This window comes from Marinobacter nanhaiticus D15-8W, from assembly GCF_036511935.1.
Lineage (GTDB): Bacteria > Pseudomonadota > Gammaproteobacteria > Pseudomonadales > Oleiphilaceae > Marinobacter_A > Marinobacter_A nanhaiticus.
The window spans coordinates 4,303,355-4,325,402 of record NZ_AP028878.1; the positions used below are offsets into that span (position 1 = coordinate 4,303,355).

A 22,048-nucleotide genomic window follows, 5' to 3' on the forward strand; every position below is an offset into this window, starting at 1 on the left:
CAGATGGAAACCCTGATCTTCGACTGTGACGGCGTGCTGGTGGACAGCGAAGTGATCGCCGAGGCAACACTGATCGCGCAGCTACGGGACTGGCTTCCGGACCTGCAGTCCGACACCGTGCTGCGCCACGCCCTGGGCATGACCACCGAGAACATCCTGATCCACCTGGAGCAGCTCAGCGCCCATTCGCTACCGGAAGACGCCCTGCCGTTGGTCGACGATGCCATCGACGCCAGGCTGGCCAAGGAGCTAAAGCCCATTGAAGGCGTGGCCGAAGCGGTGGCGAAGCTGAACATGCCGCTGGCCATCGTATCCAATTCCCGACGCAGCCGGGTACTCAACTCCCTGAGAACCACTGGGCTGGATGCCTGGCTCGGCAAATACCCATTATTCACCGCCGAGCAAGCCAGCCTGCCCAAGCCCGACCCGGCGGTCTACCTGCTGGCGGCGAAGGAAATGGGGCGCCGGCCGGAGGATTGCCTGGTGGTGGAGGACAGCGTTTCCGGCGTCACCGCCGCCAAGGGTGCCGGAATGACGGTGATCGGCTTTATCGGCGCCAGTCACATCGAGGGCGGCCACGACCAGCAACTGCGGGAAGCCGGCGCCTGGGAAATCCTGTCCGGCATGCATGGCCTGCAATCGCTGGTGGAGCGTTGGCGCCGGGAGCGGACACGCAGGACGAGGCACGCGGGGTCATGACACCGGAACTCTACGAGCTGACACGGCACATCCTTGAAGCAGCCAACAACCGGGCTCGCTTCATGGTAGCGCTAGCCGGTCCGCCGGCAGCCGGCAAGTCGACGCTGTCCGAACGGCTATGCCAGTCGCTCAACCTCGATAAGCCCGGCATTGCCGCCGTAGTGCCCATGGACGGCTACCACTACGACAATGCCGTACTCGAACCTCGCGGTCACCTGTTTATCAAGGGCGCACCGGAAACCTTCGATGCCGACGGCTTGATCCAGGACCTGGAACGTATCCGTCAGGGTGATCGTCCCGTCGCAGTACCGGTTTTCGATCGTCCCCTGGATCTCGCCCGGGCCGGCGGCCGACTCATCCTGCCCGAACACCGGATCGTGATCGTCGAAGGGAACTACCTGCTGCTCGATCAGGCACCCTGGACCGCCTTGCACGCCCTGTTCGACTTCAAGGTGTTCCTCGATGTGCCGGACAGGACATTGGAGCGACGCCTGTTCCAGCGCTGGCTGGATATGGGCCAGGACCCGGATGGAGCCATGGAACGCACCCATCGAAAGGACATGCTGAACGCCCAGCTGATCAAGGCGAATTCGATAACCCCGGATCGCTACTGGACCGCCACTGCCGATCACTAGGGCCTGTTACCCGGAATACACGTTCACTCGACCTTTGCCCGAGGAGCATCCTCATGATTAACCTGAGCACCACCAACCTGGACCGCCTGGACAGCCGCGTCGCCACCCCGGGTTACGATCGCAGTAAGGTAACCGCCGGCATCGTCCATTTTGGCGTGGGCGGCTTCCACCGTGCCCACCAGGCCATGTACCTGGACGACCTGATGAGCCAGGGCAAGGCGTTGGACTGGGGTATCGTCGGCGTCGGCGTGATGCCCAACGACCGCCGCATGCACGCGGCCCTCGCCGCCCAGGACTATCTCTACACGCTGGTGGTCAAGCACCCTGACGGCCAGTACGACGCACGCGTCATCGGCAGCCTGGTCGGCTACCTGTTCGCACCGGACGCCCCCAATACGGTCATCGAGCGCATGGCCGACCCGGCGATCCGGATCGTATCGCTGACGGTGACCGAGGGCGGCTACAACTTCCATCCGGTAACCGGCGAATTCAACTTCGCCAATACGGACGTACGCTACGACCTAGAACACCCGGAGAAGTCCCGCACCGCCTTCGGCCTCATCACCGAAGCATTGAACCGGCGTCGTCAGCGCGGGATACCGCCCTTTACCATCATGTCCTGCGACAACATCCAGGGTAACGGCGAAGTGGCCCACAAGATGTTCGTCGCCTTTGCGCGGCAGAGGGACGCCGAACTTGGCGAATGGGTGGACCAGAACGTCGCTTTCCCCAACTCCATGGTGGACAGGATTACCCCGGTCACCACCTCCTCGGATATCAAGGATCTCAACGAACGCTTCGGTATCGACGACCGCTGGCCGGTGGTCTGCGAGCCGTTCACACAGTGGGTGTTGGAAGACCGCTTCGTCGATGGCCGGCCACCGTTTGAAGCCGCCGGCGTACAGGTTGTCGAGGATGTGGAACCCTACGAGTTGATGAAACTGCGCCTGCTCAACGCCAGTCATCAGGCCCTGTGTTATTTCGGTTACCTGAGCGGCTACCGCTACGCCCATGAAGTTTGCCAGGATGCGCTATTCGTCGATTTCCTGCTGGCCTATATGGAAAACGAAGGTACGCCGACCCTGGCGGAGGTGCCCGGAGTCGACCTGGCGGATTATCGCCGTACGCTGATCGAGCGTTTCGCCAACCCGGAAATCAAGGACACCCTGGCCCGGCTCTGCGCCGAGAGTTCCGACCGGATACCCAAGTGGCTGCTACCCGTGATCCGGCATCAACTGCAATCCGGCGGCGAGATGCACCGTGCAGCGGCCGTGGTCGCCAGTTGGGCACGCTACGTGGAAGGCAAGGACGAAGCCGGCGAGGCCATCGCCGTGGTCGACCCCCTCAAGGACAGCCTGATGGCCATCGCAGCCGAGAACCAGAATAACCCGACGGCCTTTATCGAGAACCGCGAGCTGTTCGGCGACCTGGTGGACAACGAGCGCTTCCGCAATGCCTACCTGGACGCCCTGAACCGCCTGCATACCGACGGCGCCCGGGCGACGGTGGACGCTCTGGTCAACGACTGAGGACGACGCGGGGTGGAGAGATGTCTATCCTTGGAGCTCCCATATCAGAAAGGGTCAAGGAGCAACCCATGTACATCGGTGTAGACTGCGGAACCCAGAGTACCAAGGTGGTGGTGGTCGACCTGGACAATGCCCGCATCCTGGGCGAGGCCAGTCGGCCCCATCAATTGGTGGAGGGCGGAAACGGTCGCCGCGAGCAGGACCCGGAAGATTGGATGGACGCCTTCTTCGGCGCCTTTGCCGAAGCGCTGGCGAACGCTGGCATCGAAAGCCGGACCATCCGGGCCATCGGCATTTCCGGCCAGCAGCATGGCCTGGTCGCCCTGGATGCAGACGGTAAGCCAGTGCATCCCGCCAAGCTCTGGTGCGACACCGAGACCGCGGTAGAAAACGCCGCCCTGGTGGATCGTCTCGGCGGGGAGGCCGGGTGCCTGGACAAGCTCGGCCTGGTGCTGCAGACCGGCTATACCGCGTCCAAACTGGCTTGGCTAAGAGCGACACATCCCGAGGCCTACCGACGTATCGACAGCATACTGTTGCCCCATGACTACCTGAACTTTCGTCTGACCGGTGAAAAAGTCGCCGAGGCTGGCGACGCGTCGGGCACAGGCTACTTCGACACGCGTACCCGGCAATGGCGACAGGATGTCTTCGCCACGATCGCGCCGGAACTGGATCCCGGGAAGGTTCTGCCGCGACTGATCGAATCCCACGAGCCCGCCGGAAAAATCACATCCGCCATGGCGCAGCAGCTAGGGCTTTCAGAGGACGTCCTGGTTTCCAGTGGCGGCGGCGACAATATGATGGGCGCTATCGGGACGGGCAATATCCAGCCTGGCCTGGTGACTGTCAGCCTGGGCACGTCCGGCACCGTTTACGCGTTCTCCAGTGAACCGGTGCTGAGCGACAATGCCACCGTAGCCAACTTCTGCGCCAGTAGCGATGGCTGGCTGCCCCTGGCCTGCACCATGAACGTGACGTCCGCGACCACCCTGGTTCGCAACCTGTTCGGCCTGGAACTGGATGCTTTCAGCGGGAAAGTTGCCGACGCCCCAGCCGGTGCGGAGGGCATCACCATCCTCCCCTTCTTCAACGGCGAGCGCGTGCCCAACCTGCCCCACGCCACGGCCAGCTTTTTGGGCCTCACCAGCCTTAACGCGACCCAGGCCAACCTGTGCCGGGCTGTGGTCGAGAGCGCTACGTTTGGCTTACGTTACGGGCTGGAGCTTCTGGGCGATCTGGCCAGGGATGCCAGCCAGATCCGCCTGATCGGCGGCGGGGCGCGAAGCCCGGTTTGGCGACAGATCGTCGCGGACGTACTGGGCGTGGAGGTGATCTGCCCGCACATTAACGAAGCCGCTGCCCTGGGAGCAGCCATCCAGGCGGCCTGGTGCGACGAGCATGCCCGGGGCGGCCGCACGACGCTGGCCAGCATCTGCGAGCGACTGGTCAGCCTGGACCAGGACACACGCACCCAGCCCGACCCGGAAATCCACGATACCTATCAGGAAGTCTATCGCCGCTACCGCACGGCACTTGAGAAACGTCACGGCGTCACCCATTGAGCCTCGTGGCCCGGAGCGACGCCGCCATCCATCGACGACAGGACAGTAACAATGACACAGCTCGATGCCCTCAAAAGCCATTCACTGGTGGTGGCGGATACCGGCGACGTCAACGCCATCCGCCGCTACCAACCCCACGACGCCACGACCAATCCTTCACTGATTCTCAAGGCCTTCGATCTCCCGAGTCACCAAAGCCTGATCGACGAGACCCTGGCGGAAGTGAAACGCGAGGTCGACGACTCCGACGCCCGCGTCGAGCAGGCCGTGGATCGCCTCTCCGTGGCCATCGGTAGCGAGATTGCCGGACTGATCCCGGGGCGGGTCTCCACCGAAGTGGCTGCCAGGCTGTCCTTCGATACCGAGGCCAGCATCCGCAAGGCCCATGACCTGATTTCCCTCTACGAACAGCGCGGCATCGGCGCCGAGCGTGTGCTGATCAAGCTGGCGTCGACCTGGGAAGGCATCCGCGCAGCCGAACAACTGGAGAAAGAAGGCATCCAGTGCAACCTCACCCTGCTCTTCAGCGAAGCCCAGGCCCGCGCCTGCTTCGACGCGGGCGTGCACCTGATGTCGCCGTTCGTGGGCCGGGTGACCGACTGGTACAAAGCCAATACCGGCAAGGACTACGGGCCCGAGGATGACCCCGGTGTGCAGTTCGTTCGCACCGTTTGCAGTATCGCCAGCACCTATGCCTACGACACCGTCGTGATGGGCGCGAGCTTCCGCAATACCGGCCAGATCCTCGCACTCGCTGGCTGCAACAGACTGACGATTTCTCCCGCCCTGCTGGAGGAACTGGACGCCAGCGACGGCGGTGTGGAGAAGCGGATCAGCGATATCGGTGAGGCAAGCGAACAACTGGCGCCCGTCACGGAGGCCGACTTCCGCTGGGGTCACAATCAGGACGCGATGGCTAACGACAAGCTGGCAGAAGGCATCCGACGCTTTGCCGCGGATCAGGAGGAACTGGAAAAGCGGATTGCCGAACGCATGGGGTGAGAAAGCCCGGTCTTAATGGAGTGGGTCCCAGGCCCCTGCTCGTGGGGCCCCGGTATCCACTTTGTTGCTCCATGCGGAGCTAGAGCTCCATCAGAGCAAGCCTGACGGCCTCCTCCGCATGGATCCGGGTTGTATCGTAGAGAGGAATCGAAGTGTGCTCCGGCTCGACGAGAAGCGCGATTTCCGTGCATCCCAGGATGATCGCCTCGGCCCCACGCTCGTGCAGTCGGTCCATAATCGCCAGGTAACGCTGGCGTGACTCGTCACGGATGATGCCCAGGCAAAGCTCCTCGAAGATAATCTGATGGATGACGGCCTGTTCGTCCTCCGACGGCACCAGCACATCCATCTCGTAGAGGTCGCGCATGCGCCCCTTGTAGAAATCCTGTTCCATGGTGTAGCGGGTACCCAGCAGGCCCACGTGACGCACGCCGTCAGCCTTGAGCTTCTCTGCCGTGGCGTCGGCGATATGCAGCAGGGGGATAGAGATGGCCGCCTGGATCTCCGGCGCCACCTTGTGCATGGTGTTGGTGCCGATGAGGAGGAAATCGGCACCGGCCGATTCGACGGACTGCGCCGCTCTGGACAGGATATTCGCCGTCGCCGGCCAATCACCGGATTTTTGCAGCGTCTCTATCTCGGCGAAGTCCACGCTGTTCAACACGATACGTGCTGAATGCAGCCCTCCCAGCGCCCGCTTGACGCCCTCGTTCAGCGCCCGGTAGTAGCTCACGGTGGATTCCCAGCTCATTCCGCCCAGCAGGCCGATGGTTTTCATGACACTCCTTGTAGTTCCGTTATCACAGAGGCTACCCAATCGTAGTCCAATCGTTGCATGGCATCATCCACTTCGGCCATGGTCTCCGCCGAGAGGACGGTGGCAAGCGATGCCCTGTAGCTCAAGAACAGGGTCTGCGCCCGCAGGTTGTGCTGGGCGAGCAGTTCATGCAATTCGCCGAGTTCTTCAGCTGTGATGGCTACGGGTGGTTTTTCCGGCGGCATCTCACCGGCGTGCTCTAGCTGATCCAGCCATTTCCGTACCGCGTGCAGAACCCCTTCGTGTTCAGAGCGGGCGTGCGCCCATAAGGGCTCCAGCGTATTGTCGCCGTCAGTATGGAGGCTCTTCTCAAGGTGCAGGGCGATATCGGCAAACCGACGGCCTCCCAGGGTACCGACAGCGCCACGCAATGTATGCAGCGCGGCTGCGGCCGTTTCGTTGTCGCCTTCTTTCCAGGCTCTGTAAGCCTCGTCGAGAGGCGCACTGCCTTTATCCACCATAGAGCCAAACACACTGAGGAGGGCTGCCCGGCTTTCAGGACTCGCATCCAGAAGCGATTCGAGGTGATCGCGGCTCAAATCAGATGGTGTCGAAAACCGGGCTTGGTTCGGGTTTCTCTCTGGCTCGGCTGCCGACGCGTATACTCGATCCCGCTGACGGTCATGGCGGAGGTGGGCGCGGACCAGATGTATAAGCTCACTCTCATCGACAGGCTTACCGATGAACCCATTCATGCCGGCACGCAGACAGGTTTGGCGTTCTGTATCCAGGACACCGGCGGACATAGCCAGGATCGGAACGTCAATCTGAAGTTGCCCACGAATTATTCGCGTGGCGGAAATGCCATCCAGTACGGGCATCTGCACGTCCATCAAGACGAGATCGTAACCGTCAGGAGACGACCGCAACTTATCCACCGCAAGCTGCCCATCGGCGACGACGTACACCTCGGCCCCCGCAGACTCGAGGAATCCTGTTGCAACCATCTGGTTGAGCTTGTTGTCTTCGACCAGCAGCAGGCGCGCGCCCTTAAGACTCTCTTGGCCCCGGGTCGTTGATACCCCGGAGGATAGTCGCTGCCCATTGCGACTGACCACCAACTCGAGAACGCGATCGTAAAGGTCTGAACTGGTCACCGGTTTTAACAGGACGGCATCCGCCAGCTCGGTTGCCTCTGGATCGGCTACCTTTTCGCGGGCATAGGCATCCAGCATCAAGATGATGACGGCCTCGCTGAACTTGGCGTGGCTGCGCAGATAGCGCGCTATATCCAGCCCGTCTACCTCAGGCATTATCCAATCAATCAGGAAAATGTCGTAGTTCGCGTCCTGACTACGGCGTTCAAGATTATCGAGGAGCTCCTTCGAAGAAAGCTGTGCATCCACCTTCCAGTTCCAGGTGCGCAATGTTTTCGCGAGGTAGTCCATCGATATAGGGTTGTCGTCGACCAGCAAGACACTGAGTTGATTGATCGTCGGCGACACTGCCAAATCTGTCCTGAAGGGTGCTATGCCCAACGGCAAACTCACAGTGAACTCGCTGCCCTCACCAATACGACTGGACACGTCGATCATGCCGCCCATCAGATAAACCAGTTTTCGGGTAATGGCCAGTCCCAGTCCGGTTCCGCCAAAGCGGCGTGTCATGGAGCTATCGGCCTGGGTAAACTCTTCGAACAGGTTGCCCAGTTGAGCTTCCGTCATACCGATGCCCGTGTCGCGGACGATGAACTCGACGGTCACGTCCGCCGCATTCCCTTCCACGAGACGAATCAGTAACGATACGCCCCCGCGTTCGGTAAACTTGATTGCGTTGTTTATCAGATTGATAAGTACCTGGCGGATACGCAATTCGTCGCCGATCAAGCCTCTTGGCACGTCGGGCTCTACACCTATCGCCAATTCCAGTTTCTTGTCGGACGCATCAAGGCTCATTATCGAAGCAAGACTGGCGACAAGGTCGTCGAGACTGAAAGACTCACGATTGATCGTCATCTTTCCCGCTTCAATCTTGGAAAAATCGAGAATGTCGTTGAGGATAGCCAATAACGAGCGCCCGGCGGTCTGGACCATGCCGACATAACGCTGCTGGTCGTTGGTCAATGGTGTCTTCGCAAGAATCTGGGTCATTCCGAGCATCGCGTTCATCGGCGTCCTGATCTCATGACTCATATTCGCGACGAACTCGGTCTTGGCTTTACTGGCGGCCTCCGCTTCCCGGCGAGCATCATCCAGCCGTTGTTCGGCAAGCCTGTTTTCCGTGACGTCCCTCAAGATGACGCCGAAATAGGTGTCGTCGCCAGACGTCCACTTGGACAGCGAGAACTCGGCCGGAAAACGGTCGCCGTCACGACGCACACACTCGATGTGAAGAGTCCGTTCAGACAAATCCTCGTTCGAACGCCTCGCCAGTCCACGGAGCTCATTCATCTTGTCGTGGGCCTGTTCGGTGGGCACCAGCACAGTTCAGAGCCGACCGATCATATCCTGCCGCGAATAACCGAATATGATCGATGCCGAACGGTTCCAGGAGTGGACAACGCCATCGCTGGAAACAATGAAGATGGCTTCCTTGGCGCTTTCGGCCAGCGTGGCGAACTTACCCTCGGACGCGCGTAGCGCTACTGTCATTTCATTGGCGAGTAAAAGGGCCTTCGAACGGGTGACGGTGAGGGCCCGCACGAACGCGAAAAGCAGAAGGCTAATCAGGATGCCACTGATCAGGACAATCTGCGCCTTTTGATAGTCAATCGACCGGACGAAGGCGGGCAGTCCATAGACACCGATAGTCCAGGTATGATCTGCAATCCGAACCGCCGAAGTCGACGCATAAATCTCACCGGATCTGTCCGTCACTTCAAACTCAGAATGGCTTCGATAAAGTAAATGTTGTTCGTCAGCCTGGGTATTGTCGAAAATTTCCACGCCCACTAATGGAAATTGTTCGCCAAGGATCCCCTGGACAAGGTCATTCATGCGAAAGGGGCTATACGTGTAGCCCTTGATCCGCTCCCTGCGCTGTTCCAGGCTTTCTGGCAACTCGTCGCCATGGTATACGGGCAAGTACATGAGAAAGCCCGCCTGTACGCCCACGTCGGTCTCCTGCACCAGAACGATCTTCCTGGTAATCGATGCCCTGCCGCTATCCCGAGCGCGAACAAGCGCCCAGCGACGGTTAGGCTCTGAAAACATGTCGTAGCCGTGGGCCCGCTGGTTGCGCCAATCGAACGGTTCAAGGTAGGTCACCGGCGTATAGATCAACCTCGGACCCTCGGGATGAACGGTAAAATCGGGAAACCCCTGCCACCGCACAAAGTCCTCAAATGACCTGACCTGACGCGTTCCAACCAAGTACTCCGCGTAGCCGACGCCCTGTATCCCGGGGTATCCCTCCTCCAGCTGCAACCCACCGACATAGCGCTGCCAATCCCGCGCCGTCACCGTACTCGATCCATAGAAGAGGCCAGCGGCGCCGCGCAATACCTGTTGGTAGTCCCGCATACGATCGGAAATCCGGGTTTCTATCGACGATGCAGTAGAGCGGAATCGCTCGTCCGCCTCGCGCTCAGTATTCGCCATGGTCAGGCGCCATGCCGCCGCTGTTACGATTAACCCGAACATCAGCACGGCCCAGGGTATCGAGAAACCCTTGAGATTTTGCTCATAGGTCCTGGCACGCTCGCGAAGATCGGTGGCCAACACGATGCCCGTCAGGATCCAGAGCAGGAGAAAGCAATCCAATGCAATGAGCGATGCGTGAGACGTCCCAAAAACAAAGGGGCCTTTACCATCGAGCGTAGCCATGATCGAAAGCGCCGCAATCGCGGTCGTCAGCAAGGAAACGCCCCGGACGCCAAATCGGTATGCGGAAACTGCGAGGCAAGGTACATACAGGAAAAGAAACCATTGCTTAACGTCGCGAGACCCGATCTCCGGCAAGAAGACCAGGACGCTGATGAGGGCGGTGAAGATGACCAGAAGGCTGGCCATGGCCCAGTCAGGCGCGGTGTCCTCTTCGTCCAGCCTGAGGAGAGAAACGAAAAGCGGAACCAGGATCAGCAGCCCAACGAGATCACCGAGCCACCAGGTCAGCCACGCTCCAGCTACCGAGCCGGTCGACACGAAGCCGGCCACGAGCAACGTCAGTGCACCTATCGTGGCACTGATCACGCAGGCAAGGCCAGCGCTGAGAACGAATCGGAAGACGTTGACAAGTTGATCGAACAACGCTGAGCCACGGGCAAAACGGTTGGTAAGATAGGCAGCCACCACCGCTTCCAGCGTATTGCCAACGGCGATCGCCATAGAGGCCAGCACGGTGACGTACCCTTCGCCGTTGCCCGGGAAACTGAGCAGATTGACCGTAAAGGCGCCCAGGGCAACCGCCGGCCACAGTCGCAAACCACCAAGCAGAAGGGCAGCGACGGCTATCCCGGTCGGCGGCCACACGGGAGAAACGTTAGTGGTAGCAAATGCGAGCCTCAGGCTCAGGTAGCCAGCGGCGACGTAGACAACAAAAAGAACAAGACCGTAAAGCAGGCCGGACGCTGTCGATCCGTCGTTGTTAAGCCCGGCATCGTGTTCGACCATCGCTTAGTCCACCCAGCGTTGCGCTCGACGACGAGCAATCAAACACTCACGCACTCGAACCCATTCCTGCCGCCCTGCTTGACGTTGTACAGGGCGGTGTCCGCTTGCTGGACGTAATGCGTAAGCGTCGTGTCACGACCTGGCGTACCCGCCGCCAGTCCTACGCTAACCGTCACAACGTCTGAGACAGGCGATCCACCGTGCTGGATGGCCCGTGATCGCATGTTGGAACACAGCCATTCCCCCACCCGGCTAACCTGCTCATATGTGGTGTATGGCAGCACAATCGCGAACTCTTCTCCCCCATACCGTGCGACAAACTCTCCCGGACGACGAACGGCACCGTTGAGAACTTGGGCGATATCCCTAAGGGTATCGTCACCTGCAACATGGCCATGCAGATCGTTGAAGGCCTTGAAGTGGTCGACATCCACCAATGCAATGGCGAGGGAGAACCCCTGGCGATAGTGACGACGCACTTCCACTTCGCCCAATCGATTGAAGTACCGGCGATTGAATACACCGGTCAAACCATCAAGATCAGCCAGCTGCTTCAGGACATCCGACTGCCTCTTGATGGTCAGTTGATTGCGAATCCTCGCGTTTACCACCACCGGGCTGAATGGCTTGCTTATGAAATCCTGCGCCCCCGCCTCGAATGCCCTTAACTCGTCGCCAACTTCGCTCTGGGCGGTCACGAATACGATAGACGCCTCTTGCGTCGCCGGGTTCTGCTTGAGTTGCAGACAGGTTTCATATCCGTTCTGCCCGGGCATATTCTGGTCCAGCAGAATGACATCCGGACAATAGTTTTCAGCCATACGCAGGCCCTGCTCGCCGCTCGTTGCAAACAGGATCCGGCCCTGGTCAGCGAGAATCGAACTCAGGATCTGAATGGTATCCGGGTCGTCATCAATGATCAGGAGCGTCGGCTCCGTATCCAATAGTTCTGACAATCAACAGCTCCTCACATCATAAGACTCGACAATCGGCCACAGGCAAAAAGGCCGTTTCCCACTTGCTTACGGTACGCTGACCATGATGGATCGCGTCATGCCGCACCCTGATCTCTTCGGTAGCCACCGTTGGATGTTTTGTGTATGAATGGCGAGGCAAGAACTCTTCTTTGAGGTTAGCACATTGAAAATCACTGCCAGCGTTATCCTCTCGATTTCTCTCATACTGGCTGCCTTCATTTCCGCTCAGGGCCTCCGCGACATCAAGACCGGCGACCGCTTCGTCACCGTGAAAGGCGTAGCCGAGCGTGAGGTGCAGGCCAACCTGGCCCTCTGGCCCATTAGATTCATCGCCACCGGCGACACCCTGCCGGAAGCCCAGGAGCAGGCGCGCAAGAGTCGTGAGACCATCATCGGCTTCCTGGAGTTACAGGCCATCAATACCGACGCGGTGGAATTGCAGCGGCTGGACGTCACCGACACCCAGGCCAATCCCTACCAAAGCAACAGCGGCGGTAAACGCTTCATTATCAACCAGACGCTGATGGTACGCTCCACCGCCATCGACAAGGTGCAACAGGCCGCCCAGGCGGTGAGCGACCTGGTGGATTCCGGTGTGGTGCTGTCCAGCGACTACGGGCCCAGCGGTCCCACCTACCTGTTCGATAATCTCAACGAGATCAAGCCCGAGATGATTGCCGAGGCCACCGCAGCAGCACGTGAGGCGGCGCAGCAGTTCGCCCGGGATGCGAAAACCGACCTGGGTGGCCTGCGTCGTGCCAACCAGGGTGTGTTCCAGATCCTGCCCAGGGACCAGGCGCCTGGGATTACCGAAGAGCAGCAGCCGGTGAAAACCGTGCGGGTGGTGTCGACGGTCGAGTATTACCTTGAATAGCCAAGCTTCTGGATAGACAGATTTCTTGAACGGCCAAACTTCAGCTGGATGGCACCTTCGTTCGCGTTAGCAGACGCAGCGGCCGCCCATCCACCAACATTAATCCCAGTCCAATCAGCGCCATGCCCGCAAAGTGCTTCGGCTCAAGCATTTCGTGGAGGAATGCCACGCCGAGCAGAATCGCACTTACGGGAATCAGGAAGGTAACCAGCAGCAGGTTAGTCGCCCCGGCAACAGCCAGGATACGGAAGTAGATAATGTAGGCCAGAGCAGTCGACAGGATCGCCAGCGCAAACACGGACGCCCAGGTTCCGGCGCCGGGCGCCGATAGCTGCCAGGGTTGCTCCACCATTAGGGCAACCGGAACGATCAGCACGGTGGACGCCGTGACTTGCCCTGTGGCCGTTACCATCGGCGGGATGTTCATGCGCCGGAAACGCCGCCCGAAGACACCACTGAAGGCGTAAGCCAGCCCAGCACCTAGAATTGCACATTGCGCCGCCACATCCTGGCCGATACCGGATAGCGCGTCCGGCCCGATAATAAAGATTACACCGGCAAAGCCCACCGCCAGACCGGCCACGCGGGCCGGAGTCATCCTCTCGTCCGCCGTAAAGAGATGCGCGACGACCAGGGTGAACAGGGGCGTTGCCGCGTTGAGAATCGAGGCCAAACCGCTAGCTATGTGCGTCTGTCCCCAGACAATCAGGCTGAACGGCACCATGTTGTTGATGAACCCCATGCCGAAGAACGCCAGCCAGATTCGCGGCGCATACGGCATGCGCAGTCCTATCAGCCGTATGACCACGAACAGTGTCAGTGCCGCCAGCCCCACCCGAAGCGCCACGATCGTGAACGGCGGCAATTCATGGACGGCCACGCCGACAAAGAAGAAGGAACCGCCCCAAAGGACGGACAGCAGGATCAGCAGCGTCCACTCCAGACGCCCCATGCGCAGGGCAGATTCACTCATCGTCGGACCTCCAGCCAATCAGTTGATGGCGCCAAGACTAGACGAAGCTCAACCGTTCAGCACTCCGGAAGTTGCGCATGGATATGGTGGGCGTCGACGACAAAGGGCGGGGGCACGTTCGATCAGTCGAGCGTGAGTAAATACTGCTCCAAAGCCACCGGATCATTCACCGTCACCCGGCCGTAACTGAAGGCGATATGGCCCTCGGCTTCGAAATTCTTGAGGACCTTGTGCACGCCCTGGCGAGTCATGCCCATCATGTTGGCGATGTGCTCCCGGGTCAGGCGAAAGGTCACCGATTCGGAACGGATGTGGCCGCCGCTGTGCATCTGGGCCAAGAAAAGCAGGCGCCGTCCCACCCGGGTCTGGGTGCCGCGCAGGGCGTCGTCCTCGATCATCGACATCGCCGCCCACAAACGCTGGCTCACCAGGTCCAACACCACCGGGTAACTCTCCGGATAGCGCTGCATCAGGGTGCGGAAGTATTCCCCTGGCAGGTCGACAATCGTTGCGGCTTCGTGTGCCCGGGCTCCATAGACGCGCGGCGTCCGAGGGGAGAATACGGTGTCGCCGAACCAGGTGCCGTGGTCGAAGATGATCAGGACCGCCTCCCTACCCTCGGCGTTGACCGAGCTGATCCGCACCGTTCCTTCTGCGATGACGCAGATGCTGGATTGCAACGTGCCCTTGTCGTAGATGACCTCGTCCGGGTCGAAGTGGCGGATGCGGGCATGGCTGGCCGCTTCGTCGATGGCGGCATCGGGAAAGCCGGCGAAGATGGGGCATTGTCGGATAACGGCGCGGGTGTCGATCATCGGGCAAGTGTAAACCAATTGACAGTATTCGCACCTGTCCCGGTTCTAGACTGGATGTATTCGCAAAACAACGACAATACACCCGATGAGAGGTGAACCATGAATACAGCCGTGAATCCCTATCCGCCGACCCTGCCGTCGAAGAAGGAAAAAGTCAGCGCCGAGGAATGGCAACTGCGGGTGGACCTCGCAGCCGCCTATCGCCTGATCGCCCTGCATGGCTGGGACGACCTGATCTTCACCCATATCTCCGCCCGCATTCCCGGCGATGAGCACCACTTCCTGATCAACCCCTACGGCATGATGTTCGAGGAAATCACTGCTTCGAGCCTGGTGCGTGTGGACCAGGAAGCCAACAAGCTGGATCCGGACGACTACGACATCAATCCCGCCGGTTTCACCATCCACAGTGCCATCCATGCGGTGCGCGAGGACGCGGCGTGCGTGATGCACACGCATACGACTGCAGGGGTTGCGGTATCGGCGCAGAAGGACGGCCTGCTACCGCTGTCACAACAGAGCCTGTTTCCGCTGTCCAACCTGGCTTATCACGATTACGAGGGCGTCGCCCTGCGCGAAGACGAGAAAGCCCGGTTGCAGGCGGACCTCGGCGAGTCGAACTTCATGATCCTACGCAATCATGGCCTGCTGACCGTCGGAAGCTCCATCGCGGACGCGTTCCTGGGCATGTTTATCCTGCAACGGGCCTGCGAAATCCAGATCGGTGCCCTGGCCGGTAACCGCGAGCTGACGCCGATTCCGGGCGGCATCGTCGACACCATCAAGCAGCAGGCCGCCCAGGTCACCAAGGGTATGGGCGGCAACCTGGCGTGGCCGGGCCTGTTGCGCAAGCTCGACCGTATCGATCCAAGTTTCCGCGAATAATTGGGGGATAGAACATGAGTAGCGAAAACCAGACCCGCGCCCAGTTCACCCATATGAAGGACGGCACCGCCGAAGACTGGCATACCATCGCCGCCTCATTCGGGGATTTCGCCAAGTCCCTGCCCGATCGGATCATGGATCACCTGAAACTGCTGGAGGGCGACTTCGGCGGGTTCAAGGTGGACCGTATGACCCATTGCCTTCAGACCGCGACACTGGCCCATCGGGACGGAAAGGACGAAGAGTACGTAGTGTGCGCCCTATTGCACGATATTGGTGACACCCTGGGGACCTACAATCACGCGGATGTCGCCGCGGTCCTGCTGGAACCCTTCGTCAGCGAGGAGAACCACTGGATGGTCAAGCACCATGCCATCTTCCAGGGGTACTACTTCTTCCATTACCTGGGCCTGGACCCGAACATGCGGGAGAACTTCAAGGACCATCCCTACTACAAACGCACCCTGGAGTTCGTCAGCAAGTATGACTCTCCGGCCTTCGATCCGGAGGCGGAAACCCTGCCTTTGTCTTATTTCGAACCGATGCTGCGAAGGGTGCTGGCCAAGCCGCGCAAGTCGCTCTACAAGAAGGCGATGAGCGAAGAGGCCTGACCGTCCCATGCAGATGGGGACCGATACACACGGTTCCCATTCTACCTCTCAATCCGTGCTTACACCTGCCTTCCTTAATGTTCAGCCGGGCAAGACCCCCTAACTGGTGCCCTAGCAATTACCGCCGCCTTACACCTCCGTCATTTACCGGATTTTAACGTGCCACACCGGCTCGCGCGTACTACGGTTAATCATGAGAGACGGAGTTCAGTGGTGGGGAATCGATGGTGGAGCGACCATGGATTCCAGGGTCCTCAACGCAGGGGACGGACCGCTGCTCCAGAGACACACCCTCCGCACAGGGCATGTCTCGACTCACCGTCTTTTAGTCTGTTGCGTCTCCAACCTGGTGCCCGGTGACTACTGGCCATTCCCACCCTAGATGGTCGGATACATTGTCACCGGGCTTTTTTTTGCCCTTCGATACCCCATTCCGTCAATCAAGCAACTGTGCTTCTCGTCCCGCTTGGTTATACTCGCGCGAAACACATAATAACGACGCAAGTGCACATAACTTGCCCAGTAGGACGCTATGAAACGCCTGAGCACACTGGACGCCTCCTGGCTTGCCGTGGAGTCGGAAGATACGCCCATGCACGTGGGTACCCTGCAGATATTCTCCCTCCCACCGAATGCACCGGATACCTTCCTGCGGGATATGGTTGCGCGCATGAAAGTCGACTGCGACGTGGCGCCCCCCTGGAACTACAAGCTGGCGAATGCCGGCTTCCTGGGGCGGCTGCTGGCGCCCGCCTGGAAGGTGGATAAAGACATCGACCTGGACTACCACGTGCGCCACTCCGCCCTGCCGCGCCCAGGCAGCGAGCGGGAGCTCGGCGTGCTGGTTTCCCGTCTGCACTCCCATCCGCTGGATTTTTCGCGGCCGCTGTGGGAGTGCCACATCATCGAGGGGCTGGAGAACAACCGGTTCGGCCTCTACACCAAGATGCACCACTCCATGATCGACGGCATCAGCGGTGTACGCTTGATGCAGCGCATCCTGTCGACCAATCCCGACGAAACCAACATGATGGCGCCCTGGTCAGTGAAACCGGTGCGCGGACGCAAGGCCAGCGGCGAAAATGCGGCCACCCTGAACTGGGCATTCAACGAGGCGCTGCATGCCTTGAAGATCCAGGTAGACAGCACCCCGAAGCTGGTTAGCGCCCTGACCCGCCTGGTTCATTCCGCCCGGCATGAAGAGGATCACCTCACGGCGCCGTTCGTTGGACCACGGTCGATGCTGAATGGCCGCGTCACCGGTCAGCGTCGCTTCGCCACCCAGCACTATCCACTGGAGCGGCTCAAACAACTGGCCAAATACGCAGATGCCTCGCTCAACGACATCGTGCTCTACCTGTGCGGCACAGCGCTGCGGCGCTTCCTGCTGGAACAGGGCCAACTGCCGGACACATCGCTGACCGCCGGAATCCCGGTCAACATCCGCCCGGCGGACGATCACGGCACCGGCACGGCGATCAGCTTCATGATCGCCAGCCTGGCCACCAACGAGGCCGGACCGCTGGAACGGCTCGACGCCATCAGGGCCTCCACCTGCAGCGCCAAGGAACACCTGCAAAGTCTGCCGCGCAGTGCCCTGAACCAGTACACCATGCTGATGATGTCCCCCTACATCCTGCAGTTGATGACGGGATTGGGCGGGCGCATGCGGCCGGCCTTCAACGTCACCATCTCCAATGTGCCGGGGCCGGAGAAGCCGTTGTATTACGAAGGAGCGAAGCTTGAGGCGATGTACCCCGTCTCCCTGATCGCCCACGGCGGCGCGCTGAACATCACGTGTCTCAGCTATGCCGGATCACTGAATTTCGGCTACACCGGCTGCCGGGATACGCTGCCCAGCATGCAGCGGTTGGCGGTGTATACCGGTGAAGCGCTGGATGAGCTGGAGCTGATTCTGTTGTCGAAGAAGCCGGGAGCAAGAAAGGCATCGAAGTCTGGGACTGCCCGATCAAAACGAGGGGCTTCTGCCAAGTAAGGCGAGACTTCGCAGAGAGCGAACAACAGATACAGTGGCGTGAAAGATTAGATGTGGCCTATCAGGAAAGAGGGCACCTTTGGCGCCTCAGAAGCTGAAGCTTCTGCTACATACTCGAGTTGACTGGGAATGTAGCCGACGCTTCAGCTTCGGAGCAGCCCGCAGGGCTGCCGACCTTTCCACCAGACAACTGTCTAGCCACCAGCCAAAAACTTCACGTACCGCCGTCGAATAAGCGGATATCCTCAACCACCAGCAAAACCAGCTTCGGCTGATCTTGCTCCCGCACATACCCCAGCAGTACATACGCCTCACCGTGCTCGAAAGCACAACGCCCATTGCCCTGATAGACCGTGTCCGTCTCCAGTCGATCCAACGGCGGCTGGTCCAGGCTGTCTTCGGCGAACTGACCTAACTGGAGTCGTTCACAACCGATAAAGCGCCCCAGCTCGCTCGCTTCGACGAGCAGCGGCCGGTAACGGTCGGCATCCTGCATGGGCGGCAGCATCAGGTTGTTCAGGGCCTCCAGGTGCCAATCCCGGGATACGCCGTCGATCAGCTTGGAGAAGCTGGCCATCTGCTGTTCCTGATCGTCGCCTGCCTCCGGTTGGTAGAACAGCATCCAGGCCGCAGCCGTCACCAGCGCGATGAGGGTTCCCAGGAATCGATGCCAATGCTTCATGCCTGTCTTTTCCCCGGCCCGGGTCCTTGCTGTGTACGGCTGTTCCAGTGGGCGGCACCCACAAATATGAGTTGGAGAAAACGGGCAGTGCGCTCACGGATCTGGGCGATCTGGTAGTCATCGTCCGGCGAGACGCCAAGCAAGTCGGTCAGGGTGAAAGCGACGGTGCGTACGACCAGGTCACAGGTCAGCTCCAGGTCGCTGTCGCTGAGGTGATCGACCAGGCGCATTCGGCGCAGGTCGTTGGCCAGTTCGCTGGCGAAGAAACGCATCTCGCTGCGGATGCCGTCCTGCACCGCCCGGCTCTCGCCCGCCAGCCCCTGGGCCATGAAAAAGAAGAAACTGCGATTCGCTTCCACGTGGCTGATAAAAATGGCCACCGATTCGTCGATCAGCTTGTCCGCATGCAGCACATTCCCCCGGGCCTCGCGCATCATGCGGCGCAGTACCAGTCCCAACTGGTCCACCAACTGGAGCCCCAGGTCGTCCATGTTGCGGAAGTGGCGATAGAAGGAGGTCGGTACCACCTCGGCCTGCCGCGCAACCTCACGGATCCCCAGGCTGGCAAAATGCCGCCCCTTACCGACCAGGGTCAGGGTCGCTTCCAGCAGTTTGTCCCGGGTTTCGCCGGGTTTACGCCGTTGTCGTTGCGTCATGGTGATCGGGTTTACCTACCTGGCCGCCGCAAAGGACAACAAGTGTACACAAAACGCAGAGCTGGCGGAAATCTGGGCAGTCAAATCAGGCCAACCACGGCCCTGGAAAAGATTAAGGACGCAAGCAAGCATAGCCTTATCAACTAAAAAACTATTTATTTCAAAAGCTTGAAACTTAGCTTTTGTTGAAAACGCCATTGTTTGACAGATCTCCCCCCCCTGTGTACATTCGTACACAGAATGTGAACACTCGTACACACCAGAGTGAAAACGACAGATGAGGAGGCGAACCATGCTGTCGACCATGAACACCCGTGCACCATTGCGCTGGCTGGGCAAACAACTTTTCAACCGGGAAGACCCGGGCGCTTTCTTCGATCCGCTGCTGGCGGCCCTCAACCCCATGTGGGTCCGTGGCTATGTCCCAGCGCGCCTGCAGGACGTCGTGGATGAGGCGCGTGATACCCGCAGCTTCCACCTCCGCCCGTCACCCCGCTGGCAAGGCTTCGAAGCAGGCCAGCACGTCAACATCATCGTGGAAGCCAATGGCGTCCGCCACCACCGGACGTTCACCATTGCCAGCTCGCCGCGCCAGTGGGAGCGCGACGGCAGTATCACGCTGACTATCAAGCGCCTGCCGGGCGGACGCATCACCAACTGGATGCACGACAACCTGCGCGGCGGCGAAATCGTGGGTGTCAGCGAGGCATTTGGCGAATTCGACCTTCCGGAGGCGGAGATACCGCTGCTGTACATCGCCGGCGGCAGTGGCATCACACCGGTGCTGAGTCACCTGGCAACCCTGGCGAACCGTGATTTTCGCGCTCCAGTGACGCTGCTCTACTACGTGCGTTCCCAGGCGGACGTGATTGGTGCCGAGACGCTCTATGCCCTGGCAGCGCGCTGGCCAGCCCTGACCCTGAAGATCTTCAAGACGGAGGAAGACGGCGACGGCGCCTTGCTGAACGATCGTCACCTGGATGCAGTGCCAGGGATTCGTGCTCGCCAGGTCTACCTGTGCGGGCCCAAGGGACTGATGGACCTGGCTGGCAACCTGCTGAGCCAATTCGGTATCCGGGAAAGCCAGATCCAGAGCACCTTCTTCAGCGCGCCGTCTGCAGTCGCTGCGGATACCCCGCTGGGCGGCGAAGTCACCTTCGGCAAAAGCAGCAAGAGTGTTGAGTCCGGGGGTGATGCGCCACTGCTGGAAATCGCCGAGGCCGCCGAGCTTAAGCCGGCTTACGGCTGCCGCATGGGCATCTGTCACCAGTGCAGCTGCCGCAAGACGTCGGGCACCGTCGTCAATCGCCTCACCGGCAAGCCCTCCGGCCCGGGCGAGGAAACCATCCAGCTCTGCATTTCCGTGCCCCAGGGGCCGGTCACCGTGGACCTCTGATCTCTAATCGATATGCAGCGCTGAATCCTATTCGAACGATCGGCCGGAACGCCGACCGAAGGAGTCGAATCATGAAACCGCAACTGAACGAACAGCAACTGAATGAACTTGCGAAAGACCTCGATGCCATCCGCGACGAGGTGATGGCGGACGTGGGCGAGCGGGATGCGAAGTACATCCGCCGTATCATTCGCCTGCACCGCACCCTCGAAATCGGCGGCCGGGTAATGATGCCCTTCGGCTTCATTCCGCCGGTTTTCGCCGCCGCGGTCGCCTCGCTGGGTATCGCCAAGATCATCGAGAACATGGAAATCGGCCACAACGTGATGCACGGGCAATACGACTGGATGAACGATCCGTCGCTCCATTCCCAGACCTACGAATGGGATACCGTGTGCACCGGGGACTCCTGGCGCCGCACCCACAATTACGAGCATCACACCTACACTAACGTCATCGGCAAGGATCGGGACTACGGCTATGCGGTCCTGCGACTGAGCGATGATGTGAAGTGGAACCCGCTGCACCTGTTCCAGTTCGCCAACTACCTGATGCTGTCGGTGTTCTTCCAATGGGGTGTAGGCTTGCACGAACTGGAAAGCGAACGCATTCGCCGTCGAGAGATCAAGCTTTCCGACAAGAAGGCATTCCTGAAGGATTTCTTCCGTAAGGGTGGGCGTCAGGCCTTCAAGGATTATGTGTTCTTCCCACTGCTGACCTTTCCGGTCTTCCCGGTCGTGTTGGCGGGTAACGTGAGCGCCAACCTGATCCGCAACCTGTGGTCATCCACGGTGATCTTCTGCGGCCATTTCACCGAAGATGCGGAGACCTTCAGCGAGGCGTCCATCGAGAACGAATCCCGTGGCCAGTGGTACCTGCGCCAGTTGACCGGCTCCAGCAATTTCACCGGCAGCAAGTGGGTCCATATCCTGAGCGGCCACCTGAGCCACCAGATCGAACACCACGTGTTCCCGGACATGCCGGCCCACCGCTATCGCGAGATTGCGCCGCGGGTGGAGGCGATCTGTCACAAGTACGGGTTGAAATACAACACCGGGAGTTTCGGGCGCCAATATTGGACGGTGTTGAAGCGGATTGGGCAATTCTCTTTGCCAGACCGGGTGCGGGCGCGGCTCCCGGCTCAGGTGGCGTAACGGCCCGAGGGAACTAACGATTCAGGGGGCTTCGGCCCCCTTCTTGCGATCCAAGCCCCAGCGTACTTTTTTAACGCAGCATACTGATGAGGCGAAATCCGAACCGCACGGATTGGCACAGCCCGTCAGGAGGACACGTCAATGTGTAGCCGACGCTTCAGAGGGCCCGCCAGGGCCCCATCGATCAGCAGCCCTACGGCCTGCCCCGGAAGCTGAAGCATCCGCTACATAA

The 22,048-nt window shown here is 60.1% G+C and carries 18 protein-coding genes and 1 pseudogene; 11 read left to right on the forward strand and 8 right to left on the reverse strand.

Features of this window, described 5'->3' with window-relative positions; all coding sequences use genetic code 11:
• Window positions 1-3 precede the first annotated feature (3 nt).
• From RE428_RS19290 to tal, 5 genes are all read left to right on the forward strand, one after another.
• On the forward strand, window positions 4-699 hold the full coding sequence (locus RE428_RS19290; protein WP_004580544.1) for an HAD family hydrolase: 696 nt from the start codon (window positions 4-6) through the stop codon (window positions 697-699).
• Window positions 696-1,334 (forward strand): nucleoside triphosphate hydrolase, encoded by a 639-nt coding sequence (locus RE428_RS19295; protein ID WP_004580543.1) that lies wholly within the window; start codon window positions 696-698, stop codon window positions 1,332-1,334. The genes RE428_RS19290 and RE428_RS19295 overlap by 4 nt, the downstream gene beginning before the upstream one ends.
• Window positions 1,335-1,387: 53 nt before the next feature.
• Window positions 1,388-2,863 (forward strand): mannitol dehydrogenase family protein, encoded by a 1,476-nt coding sequence (locus RE428_RS19300; RefSeq protein ID WP_004580542.1) that lies wholly within the window; start codon window positions 1,388-1,390, stop codon window positions 2,861-2,863.
• Window positions 2,864-2,931: 68 nt separating this feature from the next.
• On the forward strand, window positions 2,932-4,428 hold the full coding sequence (gene xylB, locus RE428_RS19305; protein WP_004580541.1) for a xylulokinase: 1,497 nt from the start codon (window positions 2,932-2,934) through the stop codon (window positions 4,426-4,428).
• A gap of 51 nt (window positions 4,429-4,479) precedes the next feature.
• Complete coding sequence (gene tal / locus RE428_RS19310) at window positions 4,480-5,430, forward strand: transaldolase (RefSeq protein ID WP_004580540.1); 951 nt, start codon at window positions 4,480-4,482, stop codon at window positions 5,428-5,430.
• 79 nt (window positions 5,431-5,509) lie between these two features.
• Here the strand turns inward: tal and RE428_RS19315 are convergent, their stop codons facing one another.
• The 4 genes and pseudogenes from RE428_RS19315 to RE428_RS19330 all read right to left on the reverse strand — a co-directional run bounded on the left by RE428_RS19315 (window position 5,510) and on the right by RE428_RS19330 (window position 11,753).
• Window positions 5,510-6,208 (reverse strand): aspartate/glutamate racemase family protein, encoded by a 699-nt coding sequence (locus RE428_RS19315; protein ID WP_004580539.1) that lies wholly within the window; start codon window positions 6,206-6,208, stop codon window positions 5,510-5,512.
• A complete protein-coding gene (locus RE428_RS19320) occupies window positions 6,205-8,202 on the reverse strand; it encodes a response regulator (protein ID WP_338381170.1) in 1,998 nt (665 codons plus the stop codon). The genes RE428_RS19315 and RE428_RS19320 overlap by 4 nt, the downstream gene beginning before the upstream one ends.
• A gap of 15 nt (window positions 8,203-8,217) precedes the next feature.
• A pseudogene (locus tag RE428_RS19325) lies at window positions 8,218-10,797 on the reverse strand (CHASE domain-containing protein); the annotation flags it as partial.
• Between the two features lie 38 nt (window positions 10,798-10,835).
• On the reverse strand, window positions 10,836-11,753 hold the full coding sequence (locus tag RE428_RS19330; RefSeq protein ID WP_004580536.1) for a GGDEF domain-containing response regulator: 918 nt from the start codon (window positions 11,751-11,753) through the stop codon (window positions 10,836-10,838).
• A 184-nt stretch (window positions 11,754-11,937) separates the two neighbouring features.
• Here RE428_RS19330 and RE428_RS19335 point away from each other — a divergent pair, with 184 nt between their 5' ends.
• Window positions 11,938-12,648 (forward strand): SIMPL domain-containing protein, encoded by a 711-nt coding sequence (locus RE428_RS19335; protein WP_040883181.1) that lies wholly within the window; start codon window positions 11,938-11,940, stop codon window positions 12,646-12,648.
• Window positions 12,649-12,688: 40 nt separating this feature from the next.
• Here RE428_RS19335 and RE428_RS19340 read toward each other — a convergent pair whose 3' ends face one another.
• Window positions 12,689-13,621, reverse strand: coding sequence for a DMT family transporter (locus RE428_RS19340; protein ID WP_004580534.1), 933 nt, complete (start codon window positions 13,619-13,621; stop codon window positions 12,689-12,691).
• A gap of 122 nt (window positions 13,622-13,743) precedes the next feature.
• The gene (locus RE428_RS19345; RefSeq protein ID WP_004580533.1) at window positions 13,744-14,436 is read right to left on the reverse strand and encodes a Crp/Fnr family transcriptional regulator; all 693 of its coding nucleotides are present in this window, start codon (window positions 14,434-14,436) and stop codon (window positions 13,744-13,746) included.
• A 99-nt stretch (window positions 14,437-14,535) separates the two neighbouring features.
• Here RE428_RS19345 and RE428_RS19350 point away from each other — a divergent pair, with 99 nt between their 5' ends.
• The 3 genes from RE428_RS19350 to RE428_RS19360 all read left to right on the forward strand — a co-directional run bounded on the left by RE428_RS19350 (window position 14,536) and on the right by RE428_RS19360 (window position 17,928).
• Entirely contained in the window at window positions 14,536-15,321 is a 786-nt protein-coding gene (locus RE428_RS19350) for a class II aldolase/adducin family protein (RefSeq protein ID WP_004580532.1), read from the forward strand.
• Between the two features lie 14 nt (window positions 15,322-15,335).
• Window positions 15,336-15,932 carry an HD domain-containing protein gene (locus tag RE428_RS19355; RefSeq protein ID WP_004580531.1) on the forward strand — a complete coding sequence of 199 codons (597 nt, stop codon included), beginning with the start codon at window positions 15,336-15,338 and terminating at the stop codon, window positions 15,930-15,932.
• A gap of 532 nt (window positions 15,933-16,464) precedes the next feature.
• Window positions 16,465-17,928, forward strand: a complete 1,464-nt coding sequence (locus tag RE428_RS19360; RefSeq protein WP_004580530.1) for a WS/DGAT/MGAT family O-acyltransferase — start codon at window positions 16,465-16,467, stop codon at window positions 17,926-17,928.
• A 214-nt stretch (window positions 17,929-18,142) separates the two neighbouring features.
• Here the strand turns inward: RE428_RS19360 and RE428_RS19365 are convergent, their stop codons facing one another.
• Window positions 18,143-18,610, reverse strand: coding sequence for a hypothetical protein (locus RE428_RS19365; protein WP_004580529.1), 468 nt, complete (start codon window positions 18,608-18,610; stop codon window positions 18,143-18,145).
• Window positions 18,607-19,266, reverse strand: coding sequence for a TetR family transcriptional regulator (locus RE428_RS19370; protein WP_004580528.1), 660 nt, complete (start codon window positions 19,264-19,266; stop codon window positions 18,607-18,609). The genes RE428_RS19365 and RE428_RS19370 overlap by 4 nt, the downstream gene beginning before the upstream one ends.
• Before the next feature lie 292 nt (window positions 19,267-19,558).
• On the opposite strand from RE428_RS19370, the gene RE428_RS19375 reads away from it, so the two are divergent.
• Window positions 19,559-20,662 carry a ferredoxin reductase gene (locus RE428_RS19375; protein ID WP_004580527.1) on the forward strand — a complete coding sequence of 368 codons (1,104 nt, stop codon included), beginning with the start codon at window positions 19,559-19,561 and terminating at the stop codon, window positions 20,660-20,662.
• Between the two features lie 71 nt (window positions 20,663-20,733).
• Window positions 20,734-21,816 carry a fatty acid desaturase family protein gene (locus RE428_RS19380; protein ID WP_004580526.1) on the forward strand — a complete coding sequence of 361 codons (1,083 nt, stop codon included), beginning with the start codon at window positions 20,734-20,736 and terminating at the stop codon, window positions 21,814-21,816.
• Window positions 21,817-22,048 lie beyond the last annotated feature (232 nt).

Bases quoted from the DNA above. Each gene is read 5' to 3' on its own strand.
- RE428_RS19290 (WP_004580544.1), top strand. From the start codon at position 4: ATGGAAACCCTGATCTTCGACTGTGACGGCGTGCTGGTGGACAGCGAA.
- RE428_RS19295 (WP_004580543.1), top strand. From the start codon at position 696: ATGACACCGGAACTCTACGAGCTGACACGGCACATCCTTGAAGCAGCC.
- RE428_RS19300 (WP_004580542.1), top strand. From the start codon at position 1,388: ATGATTAACCTGAGCACCACCAACCTGGACCGCCTGGACAGCCGCGTC.
- xylB (WP_004580541.1), top strand. From the start codon at position 2,932: ATGTACATCGGTGTAGACTGCGGAACCCAGAGTACCAAGGTGGTGGTG.
- tal (WP_004580540.1), top strand. From the start codon at position 4,480: ATGACACAGCTCGATGCCCTCAAAAGCCATTCACTGGTGGTGGCGGAT.
- RE428_RS19315 (WP_004580539.1), bottom strand. From the start codon at position 6,208: ATGAAAACCATCGGCCTGCTGGGCGGAATGAGCTGGGAATCCACCGTG.
- RE428_RS19320 (WP_338381170.1), bottom strand. From the start codon at position 8,202: ATGACGATCAATCGTGAGTCTTTCAGTCTCGACGACCTTGTCGCCAGT.
- RE428_RS19340 (WP_004580534.1), bottom strand. From the start codon at position 13,621: ATGAGTGAATCTGCCCTGCGCATGGGGCGTCTGGAGTGGACGCTGCTG.
- RE428_RS19345 (WP_004580533.1), bottom strand. From the start codon at position 14,436: ATGATCGACACCCGCGCCGTTATCCGACAATGCCCCATCTTCGCCGGC.
- RE428_RS19350 (WP_004580532.1), top strand. From the start codon at position 14,536: ATGAATACAGCCGTGAATCCCTATCCGCCGACCCTGCCGTCGAAGAAG.
- RE428_RS19355 (WP_004580531.1), top strand. From the start codon at position 15,336: ATGAGTAGCGAAAACCAGACCCGCGCCCAGTTCACCCATATGAAGGAC.
- RE428_RS19360 (WP_004580530.1), top strand. From the start codon at position 16,465: ATGAAACGCCTGAGCACACTGGACGCCTCCTGGCTTGCCGTGGAGTCG.
- RE428_RS19365 (WP_004580529.1), bottom strand. From the start codon at position 18,610: ATGAAGCATTGGCATCGATTCCTGGGAACCCTCATCGCGCTGGTGACG.
- RE428_RS19370 (WP_004580528.1), bottom strand. From the start codon at position 19,266: ATGACGCAACGACAACGGCGTAAACCCGGCGAAACCCGGGACAAACTG.
- RE428_RS19375 (WP_004580527.1), top strand. From the start codon at position 19,559: ATGCTGTCGACCATGAACACCCGTGCACCATTGCGCTGGCTGGGCAAA.
- RE428_RS19380 (WP_004580526.1), top strand. From the start codon at position 20,734: ATGAAACCGCAACTGAACGAACAGCAACTGAATGAACTTGCGAAAGAC.